The sequence below is a fragment of the Burkholderia puraquae genome (assembly GCF_002099195.1).
Taxonomy (GTDB): Bacteria; Pseudomonadota; Gammaproteobacteria; order Burkholderiales; family Burkholderiaceae; genus Burkholderia; species Burkholderia puraquae.
Map to the genome: position 1 here is coordinate 15,461 of NZ_NBYX01000024.1, position 18,227 is coordinate 33,687.

Consider the following 18,227-nt stretch of genomic DNA (forward strand, 5'->3'; position numbering starts at 1 on the left):
GACGTTCACAACATGAAAAAACTGCTTAGCACGCTCCTTCTGTCCCTAGGCCTGGCCGCCGGCCTCGCGCAGGCTTCGCCCGCCGCACCGGTCGCCGGCAAGGACTTCGAGGTGATGAAGTCGCCGCAGCCGGTGTCCGCGCCGGCCGGCAAGGTCGAGGTGATCGAATTCTTCTGGTACGGCTGCCCGCACTGCTACGAATTCGAGCCGACGATCGAGGCCTGGGTGAAGAAGCAGGGCAACAACATCGACTTCAAGCGCGTCCCGGTCGCATTCCGTGACGATTTCGTCCCGCACTCGAAGCTGTTCTACGCGGTGTCCGCGCTCGGCATCTCCGAGAAGGTCACGCCGGCGATCTTCAACGCGATCCACAAGCAGAAGAACTACCTGCTGACGCCGCAGGCACAGGCCGACTTCCTGGCCACGCAGGGCGTCGACAAGAAGCAGTTCACGGACGCGTACAACTCGTTCAGCGTGCAGGGTGAAGTGAACCAGTCGGCCAAGCTGCTGAAGGACTACGCGATCGACGGCGTGCCGACGGTCGTCGTCCAGGGCAAGTACAAGACGGGCCCCGCCTACACGAACAGCATCCCCGGCACCGCCCAGGTGCTCGACTTCCTCGTGAAGCAGGTTCAGGACAAGAAGCTCTGATCCCCGCCCGCGCGCCGGCATGACTACTCCGCTGAAGGTCTTCATCACCGGCGCATCGAGCGGCCTCGGCCTCGCGATGGCCGAGGAATACGCCCGCCAGGGCGCCACGCTCGCACTCGTCGCGCGACGCACCGATGCCCTCGATGCGTTCGCGCGGCGCTTCCCGAAGCTGTCCATCTCCGTCTATTCCGCCGACGTGCGCGACGCCGACGCGCTCGCGACGGCCGCCGCGTCGTTCATCGCGACGCACGGCTGCCCCGACGTCGTGATCGCGAACGCAGGTATCAGCCAGGGCGCCGTCACGGGCCAGGGCGATCTCGCGACGTTCCGCGACGTGATGGACATCAACTACTACGGGATGGTCGCGACGTTCGAGCCGTTCGTCGGCCCGATGACGGCCGCGCGCCACGGCACGCTGGTCGGCGTCGCGAGCGTCGCCGGCGTGCGCGGCCTGCCTGGGTCCGGCGCGTACAGCGCGTCGAAATCGGCCGCGATCAAGTACCTCGAATCGCTGCGCGTCGAGCTGCGGCCGGCCGGCGTCGGCGTCGTGACGATCGCGCCCGGCTACATCCGCACGCCGATGACCGCACACAACCCGTACCGGATGCCGTTCCTGATGGACGCCGACCGCTTCGCCGCGCGTGCAGCCCAGGCGATCGCGCGGCAGCACGCGTTCCGCGTGATTCCGTGGCAGATGGGCGTCGTCGCGAAGGTGCTGCACGTACTGCCGCGCTGGCTGTACGACCGCCTGTTCGAGAAGGCGCCGCGCAAGCCGAAAGCCGGCGCGCACTGATCGGCCGACGAACCGGCCCGCATGAAGTATCGCGGGCCGCTTCTCTGCTTCTCTGCTTCTCTGCTTCTCTGCTTCTCTGCTTCTCTGCTTCTCTGCTTCTCTGCTTCTCTGCTTCTCTGCTTCTCTGCTTCTCTGCTTCGCCCACCGCCACCATGCATCACCGCACCGACGCCTAGCCGCTTCGATGCTTCGATTCACGGCACACCCGCGCCGTCCCCGCCGCACCGCTGTCCAGCGCCCCCAGCGCCAGCCCTCCTCTTCCCGCCGCCCCAACACCCGTTCCGTCGCGAACGCAGCCGTTTTTCGTTCAATTCACCGCGTTCAGGCGCTTTTTTCACGCGTCGCGCGCTTTGACGGTATGCTATTCGCCAGCCGCGCCGGCCCTGCCCGCTTCCGGGCCGCGCCCGCATCCCGTCACCCAGCAAAAAACACAAGCCACGTGGGAGATCCTATGCAGGTCAAGCTGTTCGCCGCGGCCACGCTCGCCGCCGCCCTCGCCGCCCCCGGCCTCGCCGCCGCCAAGCCGCTCACCGTCTGCACGGAATCGAGCCCGGACGGCTTCGACGTCGTGCAGTACAACTCGCTCGTCACCACCAACGCATCGGCCGACGTGATCTTCAACACGCTCGTGTCGTACGACGAAGCCGCGAAGAAGGTCGTGCCCGCACTCGCCGACAAATGGGAGGCGAGCGCCGACGGCCTCACGTACACGTTCCACCTGCGCCCGAACGTCGCGTTCCAGACCACCGACTACTTCAAGCCGGGCCGCGCGCTCGACGCGGACGATGTCGTGTTCACGTTCTCGCGGATGCTCGACGATTCGAACCCGTGGCACAAGGTGGCCGGCGCGAGCGGCTTCCCGCACGCGCAGTCGATGGGCCTCGTGAAGCTCGTGAAGTCGGTCACGAAGGTCGACGACAGCACGGTGAAGTTCGTGCTGAACGAGCCGAACGCGACGTTCGTGCCGATCCTGACGATGGGCTTCGCGTCGATCTACTCGGCCGAATACGCGGACCAGTTGCTGAAGGCCGGCAAGCAGGCCGACCTGAACGCGAAGCCGGTCGGCACCGGCCCGTTCGTGCTGAAGAGCTACACGAAAGACGCGCTGATCCGCTACGACGCGAACCCGACCTACTGGGGCGCGAAGCCGAAGGTCGACCGGCTGATCTATGCGATCACCCCCGACCCGTCGGTGCGACTGCAGAAGCTAAAGGCCGGCGAATGCCAGGTCGCGCTGTCGCCGAAGCCGCAGGACGTGCTCGCCGCGAAGGGTGAAAGCGCGCTGAAGGTCGTGCAGACGCCTGCGTTCATGACCGCGTTCGTCGCATTGAACACGCAGAAGAAGCCGCTCGACAACGACAAGGTGCGCGAGGCGCTGAACCTCGCGTTCGACCGCGCGACCTACCTGAAGGTCGTGTTCGACAACACCGCGACGGCCGCGAACAACCCGTATCCGCCGAACACGTGGAGCTACGCGAAGGATGTCGCGCCGTATGCGTACGATCCCGCGAAGGCCAAGCAGTTGCTCGCGCAGGCCGGCTTCCCGAACGGCTTCTCGACGACGATCTGGACGCGCCCGACCGGTAGCGTGCTGAACCCGAATCCGAAGGTCGGCGCGGAGCTGCTGCAGGCCGATCTCGCGAAGATCGGCGTGAAGGCCGAAGTCAAGGTGATCGAATGGGGCGAGCTGATCAAGCAGGCGAAGCTCGGCCAGCATGACATGCTGTTCATGGGCTGGGCCGGCGACAACGGCGATCCGGACAACTACCTGTCGCCGCTGTTCAGCTGCAACGCGGTGAAGTCGGGCATCAACTTCGCGCGCTTCTGCGACACGCAGCTCGACAAGCTGATCGCCGACGGCAAGTCGACCGCCGACCAGGCCAAGCGCGCGAAGCTGTACGAAGCCGCGCAGAAGATCATCCACGACCAGGCGCTGTGGATTCCGCTCGGCTATCCGACCGCGGCCGCGCTCACGCGCACGAACGTGAGCGGCTATCACGTGAGCCCGTTCGGCCGGCAGAACTTCACGACCGTCGCCGTGCAGTAACGCGACCCGCGCGCGTGGCGCGCAAGCGACGGTGCGTCGGGCCGTCGCTTGCGGCCCGCGCGCCGCACTTGCTACACTGCGCGCTCATTCCTCATACCGGACGCCAGCCAAAGTGAACAACTAAGCCTTCCCAAAATGTTTTCGCCGCCGTGCCACGCACGCCGCGCGCGAAGGTCTTCACGCATTTTCGGAGGTGCTTATGGCTGCTGCCACGCCCACCGGCGCGCTCGTCGCGCTCCATCACGTTTCCTTCCGCTTCGACGACGGCGTCACGCTGTTCGACTCGCTCGACCTTTCCATCGACCGCACGCCGACCGGCATCGTCGGCCGCAACGGCATCGGCAAGAGCCAGCTCGCGCAACTGATCGCGGGCCGCTGCGCGCCCAGCGCGGGGACGATCGAGCGGCATACGCACGTCGTCTACGTCGCGCAGCAGCACGACGACGACCACGTAGCGGCCGGCCCGCGAACCGTCGCGCAGATAGCCGCGCTCGATGCGCCGCTCGGCGCGCTTGCACGCGTCGCCGACGGTCGCGCGGAGCCGCACGACTTCGACCTGATCGGCGATCGCTGGGATCTCGCGGAACGGCTGCGCAACGCGCTCGACGCGGCCGGCCTGCACGACGTGCATCCCGACACGCCCGCGCAGGCACTGAGCGGCGGCCAGCTCGCGCGCGTCGCGCTGATCGGCGCGTTGCTGTCCGGTGCCGGCCTGCTCGTGCTCGACGAACCGACCAACCATCTCGATGCGCCGGGCCGCGCCTGGCTGCGCGCGGCGCTCGACGGCTGGCGCGGGGGCGTCGTCATCGTGAGCCACGACCGTGCGCTGCTCGCCGACGTGCAGCGCATCGTCGAGCTGACGCCGCACGGTGTGCGCTCGTACGGCGGCAACTACGCGCTCTACCGCGCGCAGCGCGACGCCGAACAGGATGCCGCGCAGTCTGCGCTCGACAACGCGCGCGCCGAACGCGGACGCGTCAGGCGAAAGCTTGAACAGGAACACGACACGATCCAGCGCCACGCGGCCGCGTCGCTACGCGATGCGAAGACGGCCAACCTGTCGTCGATGGCGCGTCAGAGCCGCAAGGGCGCGGCGCGCAGCATCATGGGCACGGTGCGGCGCCATCAGAACGAATTCAAGGCGACGCTCGATAAACGCGTGCAGGAAGCGGCCGCGCGCGTCGAAGCCGACGCGCCCGTGCTCGTGTCGCTGCCGGGCACCGAAGTCAGCGCGCGCCGTCAGCTGTTCACGCTCGAACGCGCACACCTGCCGTGGCGCATCGCCGGCGCAGCCGATGCAATCACGTGGTCGGCAAGCGGCCCCGTGCGCATCGCGCTGACCGGCCCGAACGGCTGCGGCAAATCGACGTTGCTGCGGATGCTCGCGGGCGAACTCGCGCCGCGCTCAGGGGAATGCACGACGCACGTGAGCGCCGCGTATCTCGACCAGCGGCTCGCGCTGCTCGATCCCGAGCGTTCGATCGTCGAGCAACTGGGGCTGCTCGATACGCCGCTCGCCGAAGGCGACCTGCGCAGCCGGCTCGCGCTGCTGCAGCTCGATGCGGCGCGCGCGACGCAGCCGGCGCGGCAGCTGAGCGGCGGCGAACGGCTGAAGGCCGCGCTCGCCTGCGCGTTGTGGCGCGGCACGCCCGCGCAACTGCTGCTGCTCGACGAGCCGACCAATCACCTCGATCTCGAATCGGTGCGTGCGATCGAAGCCGCGCTGGCCGGCTTCCCCGGTGCGATCGTGGTCGCGTCGCACGACACCGCGTTTCTCGCGGCGCTCGACCCAACGCACACGATGCAATGGCATCGCGACGGGTGGCGCTACGAACCCGTCGCGTGACGCACACGAAGCGGTATCAGCCGGCGGTGCGGAACCGCAGCACGCCGTCGTCGCCCTGCTCGCGCACGAGCTCGCCCGCGAGCCACAGCAAGTTCAGGTGCGCGAGCGCCTCGCCGAGCGCGAAGGTCATCTGGTGGATGTCGAGCTCGCGGCGGCGGAACATGATCGGCACGATGTCGGCCGCGCTCATCGGCTTTTCAGCGCACGCGACGCGCACTTCGGCCAGGCGCGCATCGTGGTGTTCGCGCAGTTGCGCGATGCGCGTGCGCACGCCGCGGAACGGCTTGCCGTGCGACGGCAGCACCAGCGTATCGGGCGCCATCGTCTCGTAGCGGCCGAGCGATTCGAGGTACAGCGCGAGCGGGTTCGCTTCCGGCTCGAGGTCGAACACGGACACGTTCGTCGAGATGCGCGGCAGCACCATGTCGCCGGAGATCAGCACGCCGTCCGCTTCGCTGTGCAGCGCGCAATGTTCAGGCGAATGGCCGAAGCCGGTCACGACACGCCACGTGCGCGCGCCGATCGTCACCGCGTCGCCTTCACGCAGGCGCCGGTAGCGCGGCGGCACGGCCGGCACGAGATCCGAGTAGTAGTGGCGGCGGTTGCGCAGCTTGTCGAGCGCGGCCGGATCGGTCAGCCCGTGGCGGGCAAAATGATCGGCAGCAGCCGCGCCGCCCGCGTTCGAGCCGTTGCCGGCCGCCATCAGGCAGCCGAACAGGTACTCGCCGAGCGTCATCCACAGCCGCACGTTCCAGCGGCCCTTGTCGCCGCCTTCGCACAGCCAGTTCGCGAGGCCGAAGTGATCGGGGTGGCAGTGCGTGACGAGCACACGCAGCACGGGCAGCCCGTCGAGATGCGTGTCGAAGATCTGCTCCCAGTGCGTGCGGATCGCGTCCGACGAGATCCCGCAATCGACGATCGTCCAGCCGGCCTGCCCGTCGATCTCGTCGCGCAGCAACCAGAGGTTGATGTGATCGAGCGAGAACGGCAGCGGCATGCGCAGCCAGCGCACGCCGGGCGCGACCTCGAACGTGTCGCCCGCGGCGGGCAGCGTGTCGGCGAAGGGATAGTCGAGTTGGTGTTCCAGTGCGTTCATCGGTGGGGCGTCTCGTCGTTATCGGTGCGAATGCCCGCCGGCGGCAGGCCGCGGCGGGCGGTGCGTCGATTCTATCGCCGTCCTGCGCAACGCGTGCCCGGCGGCGGCCGGCCCGTCAAAAAAAGTTCGTGCCAGAATCGGTTCCGTACCCGTATCTTTACGCGAAGATGCACCGAACGGCACCCAACGGCACATAACCCACCGCCTGCCGGCCGGCCGCGCATCGCCGCAAAGTCCTTGAACCGCCCGCTTGGGCGCTAAAATGACGAGTGCTTACAGCCCCTCCCGAACGAGCCTGCACGCAATGAATCACTTCCCCAAACTGCTGTCTTCGCAGATCGGTTTCGACGTCGCGCAGACGATGCTCGAAAACTTCGACCGTCACTACCGGATCTTCCGCGAGGCGGCCGTCGAGGCGAAGACGCTGTACGAGCAAGGCGACTGGCACGGGCTGCAGCGGCTCGCCCGCGAGCGGATCACGTCGTACGACGATCGCGTGCAGGAATGCGTCGAGGTGCTGGAAGACGAGTACGACGCGGAGAACATCGACGACGAAGTGTGGCAGCAGATCAAGCTGCACTACATCGGCCTGCTCACGTCGCACCGCCAGCCCGAGTGCGCGGAGACCTTCTTCAATTCGGTGTGCTGCAAGATCCTGCACCGCTCGTACTTCAGCAACGATTTCATCTTCGTGCGCCCGGCGATCTCGACCGAGTATCTCGAGAACGACGAGCCGGCCGCGAAGCCGACCTACCGCGCGTACTATCCGGGCACCGACGGGCTCGCGGCCACGCTCGAGCGCATCGTCACGAACTTCCAGCTCGATCCGCCGTTCGACGATCTCCCGCGCGACATCGCGTGCGTGATGCAGGCGATCCACGACGAATTCGGCCACTTCGACGAAGCGCCGAATTTCCAGATCCACGTGCTGTCGTCGCTGTTCTTCCGCAACAAGAGCGCGTACATCGTCGGCCGCATCATCAACGCCGACCGCGTGCTGCCGTTCGCGGTGCCGATCCGCCACGTGCGCCCTGGCGTGCTCGCGCTCGACACCGTGCTGCTGCGCCGCGACCAGCTGATGATCATCTTCGGCTTCTCGCACTCGTATTTCCTCGTCGACATGGGCGTGCCGTCCGCCTACGTCGACTTCCTGTGCACGATCATGCCGGGCAAGCCGAAGGCGGAGATCTACACGTCGGTCGGCCTGCAGAAGCAGGGCAAGAACCTGTTCTATCGCGACCTGCTGCACCATCTGTCGCATTCGAGCGACCGCTTCATCATCGCGCCCGGGATCAAGGGCCTCGTGATGCTCGTGTTCACGCTGCCGTCGTTCCCGTACGTGTTCAAGATCATCAAGGACCACTTCCCGCCGCCGAAGGAAACGACGCGCGCGCAGATCATGGAGAAGTACCAGCTCGTGAAGCGCCACGACCGCCTCGGGCGGATGGCCGACACGCTCGAGTATTCGAGCGTCGCGCTGCCGCTCGCGCGGCTCGACCACGCGCTCGTGCGCGAGCTGGAAAAGGAAGTGCCGTCGCTGCTCGAATACGAGGACGGCAATCTCGTGATCAAGCACCTGTACATCGAGCGCCGGATGACGCCGCTCAACCTGTACCTGCAGAACGGCAGCGCTACCGACATCGAGCACGGCGTGAAGGAGTACGGCAACGCGGTGAAGGAGCTGATGAAGGCGAACATCTTCCCCGGCGACATGCTGTACAAGAACTTCGGCGTCACGCGCCACGGCCGCGTCGTGTTCTACGACTACGACGAGATCGAGTACCTGACCGACTGCAACGTGCGCCGCGTGCCGCCGCCGCGCCACGAGGAAGACGAGCTGTCCGGCGAACCGTGGTATACCGTCGGCCCGCACGACATCTTTCCGGAGACCTACGGGCCGTTCCTGCTCGGCGACCCGCGCGTGCGCGACGTCTTCATGAAGCATCACGCGGACTTTTTCGATCCCGCGCTGTGGCAGGCCAGCAAGGACAAGCTGATACAGGGCGAATTGCCCGACTTTTATCCGTACGACACCGCGCTGCGCTTTTGCATGCGCTACCCCGCGCGCTTCGGCGCGACGGACCAGAACGATGGTGCAGGCGACGCGCAGCGCGCCGCCTGACGCCGAACGACACCGAACCGATATCGACCCGATTTCCGCCAACGGAATCCACACCGATGAACACCCAAGACAATCCGCTTTCACATCTGTTCGACAACAACGAAGCCTGGGTCAAGCGCAAGCTCGAGGACGATCCGCAATTCTTCGCGCGTCTCGCCGACCAGCAGGCGCCGGAATATCTGTGGATCGGTTGCTCGGACTCGCGCGTGCCGGCAAACCAGATCATCGGCCTGCCGCCAGGCGAAGTTTTCGTGCACCGCAACATCGCGAATGTCGTCGTGCACAGCGACCTGAACTGCCTGTCGGTGATTCAGTTCGCGGTCGACATCCTGCGCGTGAAGCACATCATGGTCGTCGGCCACTATGGCTGCTCGGGCGTGAACGCCGCGCTGCTCAACCGGCGCGTCGGCCTCGCGGACAACTGGCTGCATCACGTGCAGGACGTGCGCGAGCGCCACGCGGACCTGCTCGACGAATGGCCGGTGGGCGAAGCGCGCTATCGCCGCCTGATCGAGCTGAATGCGATCGAGCAGGTCGTGAACGTCTGCCGCACGACGATCGTCAACGACGCGTGGGCCCGCGGCCAGTCGCTCACCGTGCACGGGCTCGTGTACGGCGTGCACGACGGCCGGATGCGCAACCTCGGGATGGCCGTGTCGAACTTCGAAGCGCTCGACCGGACCTACAAGCGCTGCGTAGCCGCGCTCACCGCCGGCGGCGAGCATGCACCGGACAACGACATGATCGCGGCAGATGCCGCGCGGCTCGAAGGCGTCGCGCAGGCGGTCGCCGCCACGCTGAAGCCGTGCGACGACGCGAAGTAACGCGGCGGCCTCGGTGGCGGCAACTGCGCAGACTCAGCCGCGCTACCATCGAACGGGCCTGATCCCGGCACTGCCGCCACGGCGGCGCCAAGCAAAGGAGCGACGGACATGAAAACCGCATTGATCGTCGGCGCATCGCGCGGCCTCGGCCGCGAATTCGTCCGGCAATACCGGCGCGACGGCTGGAACGTGATCGCCACCGCGCGCGACGACGCATCGCTCGACGCGCTGCGCGCGCTCGGCGCGCAGGCACATGCGCTCGACATCACGCAGCCCGAACAGATCGCGGCGCTCGGCTGGAAGCTCGACGGCGAGCGGCTCGATGCGGCCGTGCTGGTGTCGGGCGTCTACGGGCCGCGCACCGAGGGCGTCGAGACGATCACCGCCGAAGATTTCGACGCGGTGATGCATACGAACGTGCGCGGGCCGATGCAGTTGCTGCCGATCGTGCTGCCGCTCGTCGAGGACGCACGCGGCGTGCTGGCCGTCGTGTCGAGCCGGATGGGCAGCATCGCCGAGGCGACCGGCACGACCGGCTGGCTGTACCGCGCGAGCAAGGCCGCGCTGAACGACGCGCTGCGCATCGCGTCGCTGCAGACGCGCCACGCCGCGTGCATCTCGCTCCATCCCGGCTGGGTGCGCACCGACATGGGCGGCGCGCAGGCCGCGATCGACCCGGAAACCAGCGTGACCGGCATGCGCCGCGTGATCGCGGAATCCGGCGCGGACGTGTCGCAGGCCAACGGCCGTTTCTTCCAGTACGACGGTATCGAGCTGAGCTGGTAGGCAGCCGACAACCTTGCGTCGTTAATTCCCGTTTCGCATGATTTTGAATCGACCTGACGCGTGCCCGTGCGGCGGCGCGTCCCCCGCTCCCGCCGGCAAAGCGCCGGCGCCCCGCTATGCGGCCTGCTGCGGCCGCTTCATCGACGGCGGCGAAGCCGCACCGACCGCGCTCGAGTTGATGCGCTCGCGGTACAGCGCTTACGTGCTCGGCGCGACCGACTACCTGCGCGCGACGTGGGCCGCGCGCACCTGCCCGCCCGATCTCGACACCGCCCCCGACGCGCCCGACGCGCCGCGCTGGCTCGGCCTTGCGGTCAAACGCCACGCGCCGCTCGACGAACGGCACGCGGAGGTTGAATTCGTGGCCCGCTACAAGGTCGGCGGACGCGCTTACCGGCTCCACGAGACGAGCCGTTTCGAGCGCGACGAGCACGGTTTCTGGCGCTACGTCGACGGCGAAGTAAGTGAACGTTGACAAATAGTTGCTGTGTCAGACGCCGGGTAATTCCCGCATTGCACAACCCGATTTTGTCGGGCTACGATGACCTCGAATTGGTCATGTTGCATGGCAGGGCTTACGAATGGCGTTCAGCAAGGTATTGGTGGGATGGATGGCGGCATGTGCGCTGTCGGCCGCTCAGGCCGGTACGCTGTCGAACGCCAATACGGGGACGGATGCCGGCGTCAGCGGGTCGCTCGCCCACGCCGAACGCTTCGACTACGGTAATACGAACCTGCCGCAGGTCGCCGCCGACCTGAACGAACAGATCCTCCGCATTCCGGCCGACGCATCGGGCGCCGTCACGCTCGAGGCAACGCTCTTCAAGCCGAACGGCCCCGGCCCGTTTCCGCTCGTCGTCTTCAACCACGGCAAGAACACCGGCGATCTCCATCTGCAGCCGCGCAGCCGGCCGCTCGCGTTCGCGCGCGAATTCGTGCGCCGCGGCTATGCGGTGATCGCGCCGAACCGCCAGGGCTTCGCGGGCTCCGGCGGCACGTACCAGCAGGAAGGTTGCAACGTCGGCAAGAACGGCCTCGTGCAGGCCGCCGACGTCGACGCGACGGTGCGCTACATGTCGCGCCAGTCGTATGTCGATGCGTCGCGCATCGTCGTCGCCGGCACGTCGCACGGCGGCCTCGTGTCGGTCGCGTACGGCACCGAAGCCGCACCGGGCGTGCGCGGCATCATCAACTTCTCCGGCGGGCTGCGCCAGGACCTCTGCGACGGCTGGCAGCGCAACCTCGTCGACGCGTTCGACCAGTACGGCGCGCACACGGCCGTGCGGTCGCTGTGGCTGTACGGCGACAACGATTCGGTATGGACGCCCGGGCTCGTCGCGCAGATGCACGACGCGTACGTAGCGCACGGCACGCAGGCCCAGTTCATCGATTTCGGCCGCTACAAGGACGACGCGCACCGGCTGATCGTCGATCGCGACGGCGTGCCCGTGTGGTGGCCGGCCGTCAACGCGTTCCTCGCGACGCTGAACCTGCCGACCTCGGTGCGCTACGCCGTCGCGAACCCGCACGAGCCGAAGGCGACCGGCTATGCGTCGATCGATGCGGTCAATGCGGTGCCGTACGTCGACGAAGCCGGCCGCGAAGGTTATCGCCGCTTCCTGAACCAGCATCCGAGCCGCGCGTTCGCGGTGTCGTCGGAAGGCGCATGGTCGTGGGCCGAAGGCGGCGACGACCCGATGGCGCTCGCGCTCGACAACTGCGCAAAGCAAGGCGCGGGCGCGTGCCGGTTGTATGCGGTCAACGACCGGGTCGTGTGGAACACGACGCAGACGGCCGACAACGACGACAGCAACGCACGCGACACCGGTACGCCCGCGCTGGCTTCGCGCTGACGGGCGGCGGCCTGCGCCGCCGTTTTTCGCTTTCTCCCCCCTTTTCGTCGCTTCGTGGACGCGCTGCGTGCGGCGCTCGCGCCGGATGTCGCGCACGTGGCGCGCATCGCGACCCCATGCCGGCATGAAGCCGCCGTCTCGCCTCGCTCGGTTTCCGGTCGTCGCCGCATGCAGTCATTCTCGTTCCGGCCGCATAGGGGCCACATCGTCCCACGTGGCTCCTTCCCCTTTCGTTCCCCGATTTTTCACTTCGTCGCCCCGCCCGGCCCACGATTTTTTTCGGTTGGGGGGGGTCACTCGAACGTCGTCATCTGCGGTCATTTCGGGACATCTGAACCGTACCGTCCCGAGCCGCTCCGATCTGCGCCAAACTCCCGCCCGGCAAGGCTTTGCGGCGTTTGTAACCGGTAGTGCAACAGGTCGCGGAACACGCTAATCTCAGCGCGTTTCGTGTCTCGCCGCGCGGCATCCCGTCGATGCCGCGCAGCCGTTTTATCCCCCGGAGCCGCCTTGAGTACGCCAGCCACCGACGACTGGGTCGCGCGCAGCCTGCGCGCGGTCTGGCATCCCTGCACCCAGATGAAGCATCACGAGCGCCTGCCGCTCATCCCTGTCGCGCGTGGCGCGGGCGTGTGGCTGGTCGACCGTGACGGCCGCCGCTACTTCGATGCGATCAGCTCGTGGTGGGTCAACCTGTTCGGCCATGCGAACCCGGACATCAACGCGGCGCTGAAGGACCAGCTCGACACGCTCGAGCACGCGATGCTCGCCGGCTGCACGCACGAGCCCGCGATCGAGCTCGCGGAGCGGCTGCACGCGCTCACCGCGCGCACGCTCGGCCATGCGTTCTTCGCGTCGGACGGCGCGTCGGCCGTCGAGATCGCGCTGAAGATGAGCTTCCATGCGTGGCGCAACCGCGGCCGCGCGAACAAGCAGGAATTCGTCTGCGTCGCGAACGGCTATCACGGCGAGACGATCGGCGCGCTCGGCGTCACCGACGTCGCGCTCTTCAAGGACGCGTACGACCCGCTGATCCGCCATGCGCATGTCGTCGCGTCACCCGACGCGCGCGGCGCGCTGCCGGGCGAAACGGCCGCCGACGTCGCGGGCCGCGCGCTCGCGGACGTGCGGCGCCTGTTCGTCGAACGCGGCGACCGGATCGCCGCGCTGATCGTCGAGCCGCTCGTGCAATGCGCGGCCGGCATGGCGATGCACGATCCGTCGTACGTGCGCGGGCTGCGCGCGCTGTGCGACGAATTCGGCGTGCACCTGATCGCCGACGAGATCGCGGTCGGCTGCGGCCGCACCGGCACCTTCTTCGCGTGCGAGCAGGCGGGCGTCTGGCCCGATTTCCTGTGCCTGTCGAAAGGCATCAGCGGCGGCTATCTGCCGCTGTCGCTCGTGCTCACGCGCGACGACGTGTTCGCCGCGTTCTACGACGACGATACGACGCGCGGCTTCCTGCACTCGCATTCGTACACGGGCAACCCGCTCGCGTGCCGCGCGGCGGTCGCGACGCTCGATCTCTTCGCACGCGACGACGTGCTCGCGGCAAATGCCCGCAAGTCGGCGACGATGCGCGCGGCGCTCGCGCCGCTCGATGCACACCCGCAGGTACGCCACCTGCGCGAGCGCGGCACGCTGTTCGCGTTCGACGTCGCGCTCGACGGCGACGCCGCGCGCGGCTTCTCGCGGCGCTTCTTCGAACGCGCGCTGGAACGCGAGCTGCTGCTGCGGCCGATCGGCACGACCGTGTACCTGATGCCGCCGTACGTGATGAGCGACGACGACATCGCGTGGCTCGCGCAACGCACGCGCGACACGCTCGATGCGACGCTCGCGGAGATCGCACGATGACACAAAAGCTCCCGCGCTCACTGCGTTCGCTGCCCCCCGAGGGGGCCGCGACGAACCTGCTCGACTCGCTGCAACGCGGCCTCGCCGATCTCGACGCGCAAGGGCTGCGCCGCGTGCGCCGCACCGCCGACACCGCGTGCGATGCGCGCATGACCGTCGACGGCCGCGAGATCGTCGGCTTCGCAAGCAACGACTATCTCGGCCTCGCCGCGCACCCGGCGCTCGTCGCCGCGTTCGCCGAAGGCGCGCAGCGCTACGGCGCCGGCAGCGGCGGCTCGCACCTGCTCGGCGGCCATTCGCGTGCGCACGCGGCGCTCGAAGAGGAACTCGCGGCCTTCTCGGGCGGCTTCTCCGACGCGCCGCGCGCGCTGTACTTCAGCACCGGCTACATGGCGAACCTCGCCGCGATGACGGCGCTCACCGGCAAGGGCGCGACGATCTTCTCCGACGCGCTTAACCATGCGTCGCTGATCGACGGCATGCGGCTGTCGCGCGCGAACGTACAGGTCTATCCGCATGCGGACACGGCCGCGCTCGCCGCGCTGCTCGACGCATCGGATGCCGAAACGAAGCTGATCGTCAGCGACACGGTGTTCAGCATGGATGGCGACCTCGCGCCGCTCGCCGAACTCGTCGCGCTGGCCGAACGCCACGGCGCGTGGCTCGTCGTCGACGACGCGCACGGCTTCGGCGTGCTCGGCCCGCAGGGCCGCGGCGCGCTCGCGGCCGCCGCGCTGCGTTCGCCGCATCTCGTGTACGTCGGCACGCTCGGCAAGGCCGCCGGCGTCGCGGGCGCGTTCGTGATCGCGCACGAGACCGTGATCGAATGGATGATCCAGCGTGCGCGCAGCTACATCTTCACGACGGCCGCGCCGCCGGCCGTCGCGCATGCGGTATCGGCCAGCCTGAAGGTGATCGCGGGCGACGAAGGCGACGCGCGACGCGCGCATCTCGCCGCGCTGATCGAACGCACGCGCGCGCTGCTGCGCAACACGTGCTGGCAGCCGGTCGATTCGCACACGGCCGTGCAGCCGCTCGTGATCGGCAGCAACGACGCGACGCTTGCAGCGATGCGCGCGCTCGACGCGCACGGCCTGTGGGTGCCCGCGATCCGGCCGCCTACGGTGCCCGTCGGCACGTCGCGGCTGCGCGTATCGCTGTCGGCAGCGCATTCGTTCGACGATCTCGCACGGCTCGAAGCAGCCTTGATCGAAGCCAGCGAGGGGCAGGCCCGGCGGGAGGCAGAACAGCCCCCACGCTCACTGCGTTCGCTGCCCCCCGAGGGGGCTGCAGCCTCCCTTGGGGCGGCCCGGCGGGAGGCAGAACAGCCCCCACGCTCACTGCGTTCGCTGCCCCCCGAGGGGGCTGCAGCCTCCCTTGGGGCGGCCCGGCGGGAGACTGCGGCATGACCACCCCGCTCTCGCTGTTCGTCACCGGCACCGACACCGAAATCGGCAAGACCTTCGTATCGGCTGCGATGCTGCACGGCTTCGCGCGGCATGGCCTGCGTGCAGCCGCGCTGAAGCCCGTCGCGGCGGGCGCGTATGAACGCGACGGCGTGTGGCGCAACGAGGACGCCGACCAGCTCGACGCAGCCGCGAACGTCGTGCTGCCGCCCGAACTGCGCACGCCGTTCCTGCTGAAGGCACCCGCCGCGCCGCATATCGTCGCGGCACAAGAAGGCGTGACGCTCGACATCGACACGATCGTCGCGTGCCATCGCGAAGCGCTGACGCGCGCGGATATCGTCGTCGTCGAAGGCGCCGGCGGCTTTCGCGTACCGCTGAACGACACGCAGGACATGGCCGATCTCGCGGTCGCGCTCGGCGTGCCCGTCGTGCTCGTCGTCGGCGTGCGGCTCGGCTGCATCAGCCATGCGCTGCTCACCGCCGACGCAATCGCCGCGCGCGGCCTGCGCATCGCCGGCTGGGTCGCGAACCACGTCGACCCGGCGATGTCGTTCCCCGACGAGAACGTCGCGACGATGCGCGACTGGCTCGCCCGCGAGCACGGCGCGCCGCTGCTCGGCCGCATTCCGCACATGAGCCCGGCCGCCGCCGAATCGGCCGCGGCGATGCTCGACGTCGCCGCGCTCGTCGAGACGCTGCGCGCCGCGCAGCATTGACCCAACAGAAACCGATCCCCCGATCCCTCATCCCCGTCCAGGACAGGAAAACGATATGACCCAAGCCCAGACCGCCACCGTGCAACCCGACGCGATTCCCGTGGCCGCTCCGGCCTCGCAGCGCTGGCGCGTCGCCGACGTCGTCGCGCTGTTCGAGCTGCCGTTCAACGACCTGATCTTCCGCGCGCAGCAGGTGCATCGCGAACACTTCGACGCGAACGCGGTGCAGCTGTCGACGCTGCTGTCGATCAAGACGGGCGGCTGCGAGGAAGATTGCGGCTACTGCTCGCAGTCGTCGCACCACGATACGGGCCTGAAGGCCGAGAAACTGATGGACGTCGACGCGGTGCTCGACGCGGCACGCGCGGCGAAGGCGAACGGCGCGAGCCGCTTCTGCATGGGCGCCGCGTGGCGCAACCCGAAGGAGCGCCACATGCCGGCGCTGACCGAGATGGTGCGTGGCGTGAAGGAGCTCGGCCTCGAAACCTGCATGACGCTCGGCATGCTGGAAGACGAGCAGGCGCAGGAACTCGCGAACGCGGGCCTCGACTACTACAACCACAACCTCGATACGTCGCCGGAGTTCTACGGCCAGGTGATCTCGACGCGCACCTACCAGGATCGCCTCGACACGCTCGACCGCGTGCGCGACGCGGGCATCAACGTGTGCTGCGGCGGCATCATCGGGATGGGCGAATCGCGCCGCGAACGCGCGGGCCTGATCTCGCAGCTGGCGAACCTGAACCCGTATCCGGATTCGGTCCCGATCAACAACCTCGTCGCGATCGAAGGCACGCCGCTCGAAGGCACGGCACCGCTCGACCCGTTCGAATTCGTGCGCACGATCGCGGTTGCGCGGATCACGATGCCGAAGGCCGTCGTGCGCCTGTCGGCCGGCCGCGAGCAGCTCGACGACGGGCTGCAGGCGATGTGCTTCCTCGCCGGCGCGAACTCGATGTTCTACGGCGACCAGCTGCTGACGACAAGCAACCCGCAGTCGCAGAAGGATCGCGCGCTGTTCGAGCGCCTCGGCATCCGCGCGAGCGATGCGGACGCGATGCAGGCGAACGCGTAAGCGGCAGCGCCGCGTACCAACGAAAAAGCCGGGGCATGCCCCGGCTTTTTTTCACCCGATCGTCTGCGCCGCGTTGCCCTGCGCATCGCGGATCACGGTCGTCTCGACCCGCCAGCGCACGCCGTCGAACCCGTCGACCGCGTACTCGCCGGCGCGCGGCGGCAGCGTGTGCGCCAGTGCCTTCACCGGATGGACACACGCGAGCGCGCCGCCGATCGCGTCCCGGCCCGGCACGCTGTGGTCGGCTGCGCCGTGCTGTGTGGCGTGGACGCGTCCGTCATGTGGCCCTCCCTTCCGGATGGCGTCCTGGTGTGTCGTAACGGTGCGTGCGACGTGCGCGTCACACGTGCGCCGCCGCGCCGTCGAGCGCCGCGCGCACGCGCTCGACGCGCGCTTCGTCGACGGGTGCCAGCACCTCGCCGCGCGGCCGTACACCCGAACCGAAATGCACCGCACGCACGCCGGTGGCGCGAACGAAATCGCCGACCGCGTCGATCGTGAGCCCCGAGCCGGCCAGCACCGTGCAGGTCGAGCCTGCCGCCTGCCGCACCAGCCGCGTGATCGTCGCAACCGCGTCGAGCACCGACGGATGGCCGCCCGACGTCAACACCGACGTGACGGCCGGCACGCGCAGCAGCGCGTCGAACGCGGCATTGAGGTCGCGCGACACGTCGAACGCGCGGTGGAACGTCAGCGCGCGGCCGTCCGCCGCGGCCGCGATGCGGGCCAGGGCGCCGAGATCGACGTCGCCGCGCGCGTCGAGCGCGCCGAACACGACGCCGTTCGCACCCGCCGCGACGGCTGCGCGCACGTCGCGTTCGATCACGCGCAGGTCGTCGGCGTCGTAGACGAACGACCGGCTGTGCGGTCGCACGATCACGTTGACGGGAATCGGCACCGCGGCCACGACGGCTTCGATCAGGCCGACGCTTGGCGTCAGCCCGCCTTCGGTGATTGCGGTCACGAGTTCGAGGCGATCGGCACCCGCGCGGGCGGCAGCCTTCGCATCGCCGACGGTCGTGGCGATCACTTCGAGGAGAACGGAAGAAGCGGCGTTTCGGTTCATGGGCGGCCCGCGAATCGTCAGGACAATTCGCGCATCCTAGCCGAGCCGCGCGACGGACGCCAGCGCGCCGGCCGCCGCGCCGTGAG

16 protein-coding genes are annotated in these 18,227 nt (G+C 68.4%); 13 read left to right on the top strand and 3 right to left on the bottom strand.

Annotated elements, in window-relative coordinates; all coding sequences use genetic code 11:
- Positions 1 to 12 precede the first annotated feature (12 nt).
- The 4 genes from B7G54_RS31540 to B7G54_RS31555 all read left to right on the top strand — a co-directional run bounded on the left by B7G54_RS31540 (position 13) and on the right by B7G54_RS31555 (position 5,337).
- Positions 13 to 651, top strand: a complete 639-nt coding sequence (locus B7G54_RS31540) for a thiol:disulfide interchange protein DsbA/DsbL (protein ID WP_085042702.1) — start codon at positions 13 to 15, stop codon at positions 649 to 651.
- Between the two features lie 19 nt (positions 652 to 670).
- Positions 671 to 1,444 (top strand): SDR family oxidoreductase, encoded by a 774-nt coding sequence (locus tag B7G54_RS31545; RefSeq protein ID WP_085042703.1) that lies wholly within the window; start codon positions 671 to 673, stop codon positions 1,442 to 1,444.
- 451 nt (positions 1,445 to 1,895) lie between these two features.
- Complete coding sequence (locus tag B7G54_RS31550; RefSeq protein WP_085042704.1) at positions 1,896 to 3,491, top strand: ABC transporter substrate-binding protein; 1,596 nt, start codon at positions 1,896 to 1,898, stop codon at positions 3,489 to 3,491.
- A 199-nt stretch (positions 3,492 to 3,690) separates the two neighbouring features.
- Positions 3,691 to 5,337, top strand: a complete 1,647-nt coding sequence (locus B7G54_RS31555) for an ABC-F family ATP-binding cassette domain-containing protein (RefSeq protein WP_085042705.1) — start codon at positions 3,691 to 3,693, stop codon at positions 5,335 to 5,337.
- 16 nt (positions 5,338 to 5,353) lie between these two features.
- Here the strand turns inward: B7G54_RS31555 and B7G54_RS31560 are convergent, their stop codons facing one another.
- Positions 5,354 to 6,433: an MBL fold metallo-hydrolase gene (locus B7G54_RS31560; RefSeq protein WP_085042706.1), complete on the bottom strand. Its 1,080-nt coding sequence runs from the start codon at positions 6,431 to 6,433 to the stop codon at positions 5,354 to 5,356.
- Between the two features lie 304 nt (positions 6,434 to 6,737).
- Between B7G54_RS31560 and aceK the strand changes: the two genes are divergently transcribed.
- The 9 genes from aceK (at position 6,738) to bioB (ending at position 17,075) form a co-directional block, all read left to right on the top strand.
- Positions 6,738 to 8,555 carry a bifunctional isocitrate dehydrogenase kinase/phosphatase gene (gene aceK / locus B7G54_RS31570; protein WP_085042707.1) on the top strand — a complete coding sequence of 606 codons (1,818 nt, stop codon included), beginning with the start codon at positions 6,738 to 6,740 and terminating at the stop codon, positions 8,553 to 8,555.
- Positions 8,556 to 8,611: 56 nt separating this feature from the next.
- The gene (can, locus tag B7G54_RS31575; RefSeq protein ID WP_085042708.1) at positions 8,612 to 9,379 is read left to right on the top strand and encodes a carbonate dehydratase; all 768 of its coding nucleotides are present in this window, start codon (positions 8,612 to 8,614) and stop codon (positions 9,377 to 9,379) included.
- Between the two features lie 108 nt (positions 9,380 to 9,487).
- Positions 9,488 to 10,165 (top strand): SDR family oxidoreductase, encoded by a 678-nt coding sequence (locus B7G54_RS31580; protein WP_085042709.1) that lies wholly within the window; start codon positions 9,488 to 9,490, stop codon positions 10,163 to 10,165.
- Between the two features lie 37 nt (positions 10,166 to 10,202).
- Positions 10,203 to 10,640, top strand: coding sequence for a YchJ family protein (locus tag B7G54_RS31585; RefSeq protein WP_085042710.1), 438 nt, complete (start codon positions 10,203 to 10,205; stop codon positions 10,638 to 10,640).
- Between the two features lie 106 nt (positions 10,641 to 10,746).
- A complete protein-coding gene (locus B7G54_RS31590) occupies positions 10,747 to 12,018 on the top strand; it encodes a dienelactone hydrolase family protein (protein ID WP_085042711.1) in 1,272 nt (423 codons plus the stop codon).
- A gap of 510 nt (positions 12,019 to 12,528) precedes the next feature.
- The gene (gene bioA, locus B7G54_RS31600; RefSeq protein WP_085042713.1) at positions 12,529 to 13,875 is read left to right on the top strand and encodes an adenosylmethionine--8-amino-7-oxononanoate transaminase; all 1,347 of its coding nucleotides are present in this window, start codon (positions 12,529 to 12,531) and stop codon (positions 13,873 to 13,875) included.
- Positions 13,872 to 15,284: an 8-amino-7-oxononanoate synthase gene (bioF, locus tag B7G54_RS31605; RefSeq protein WP_085042714.1), complete on the top strand. Its 1,413-nt coding sequence runs from the start codon at positions 13,872 to 13,874 to the stop codon at positions 15,282 to 15,284. Before bioA ends, bioF begins: the two co-directional genes overlap by 4 nt.
- On the top strand, positions 15,281 to 16,000 hold the full coding sequence (bioD, locus tag B7G54_RS31610; protein WP_085042715.1) for a dethiobiotin synthase: 720 nt from the start codon (positions 15,281 to 15,283) through the stop codon (positions 15,998 to 16,000). The genes bioF and bioD overlap by 4 nt, the downstream gene beginning before the upstream one ends.
- A gap of 55 nt (positions 16,001 to 16,055) precedes the next feature.
- Positions 16,056 to 17,075, top strand: coding sequence for a biotin synthase BioB (bioB, locus tag B7G54_RS31615; protein WP_006750874.1), 1,020 nt, complete (start codon positions 16,056 to 16,058; stop codon positions 17,073 to 17,075).
- A gap of 51 nt (positions 17,076 to 17,126) precedes the next feature.
- Here bioB and B7G54_RS31620 read toward each other — a convergent pair whose 3' ends face one another.
- On the bottom strand, positions 17,127 to 17,309 hold the full coding sequence (locus B7G54_RS31620; protein ID WP_085042716.1) for a hypothetical protein: 183 nt from the start codon (positions 17,307 to 17,309) through the stop codon (positions 17,127 to 17,129).
- Between the two features lie 106 nt (positions 17,310 to 17,415).
- Positions 17,416 to 18,141, bottom strand: coding sequence for a copper homeostasis protein CutC (locus tag B7G54_RS31625; RefSeq protein ID WP_085042717.1), 726 nt, complete (start codon positions 18,139 to 18,141; stop codon positions 17,416 to 17,418).
- Positions 18,142 to 18,227 lie beyond the last annotated feature (86 nt).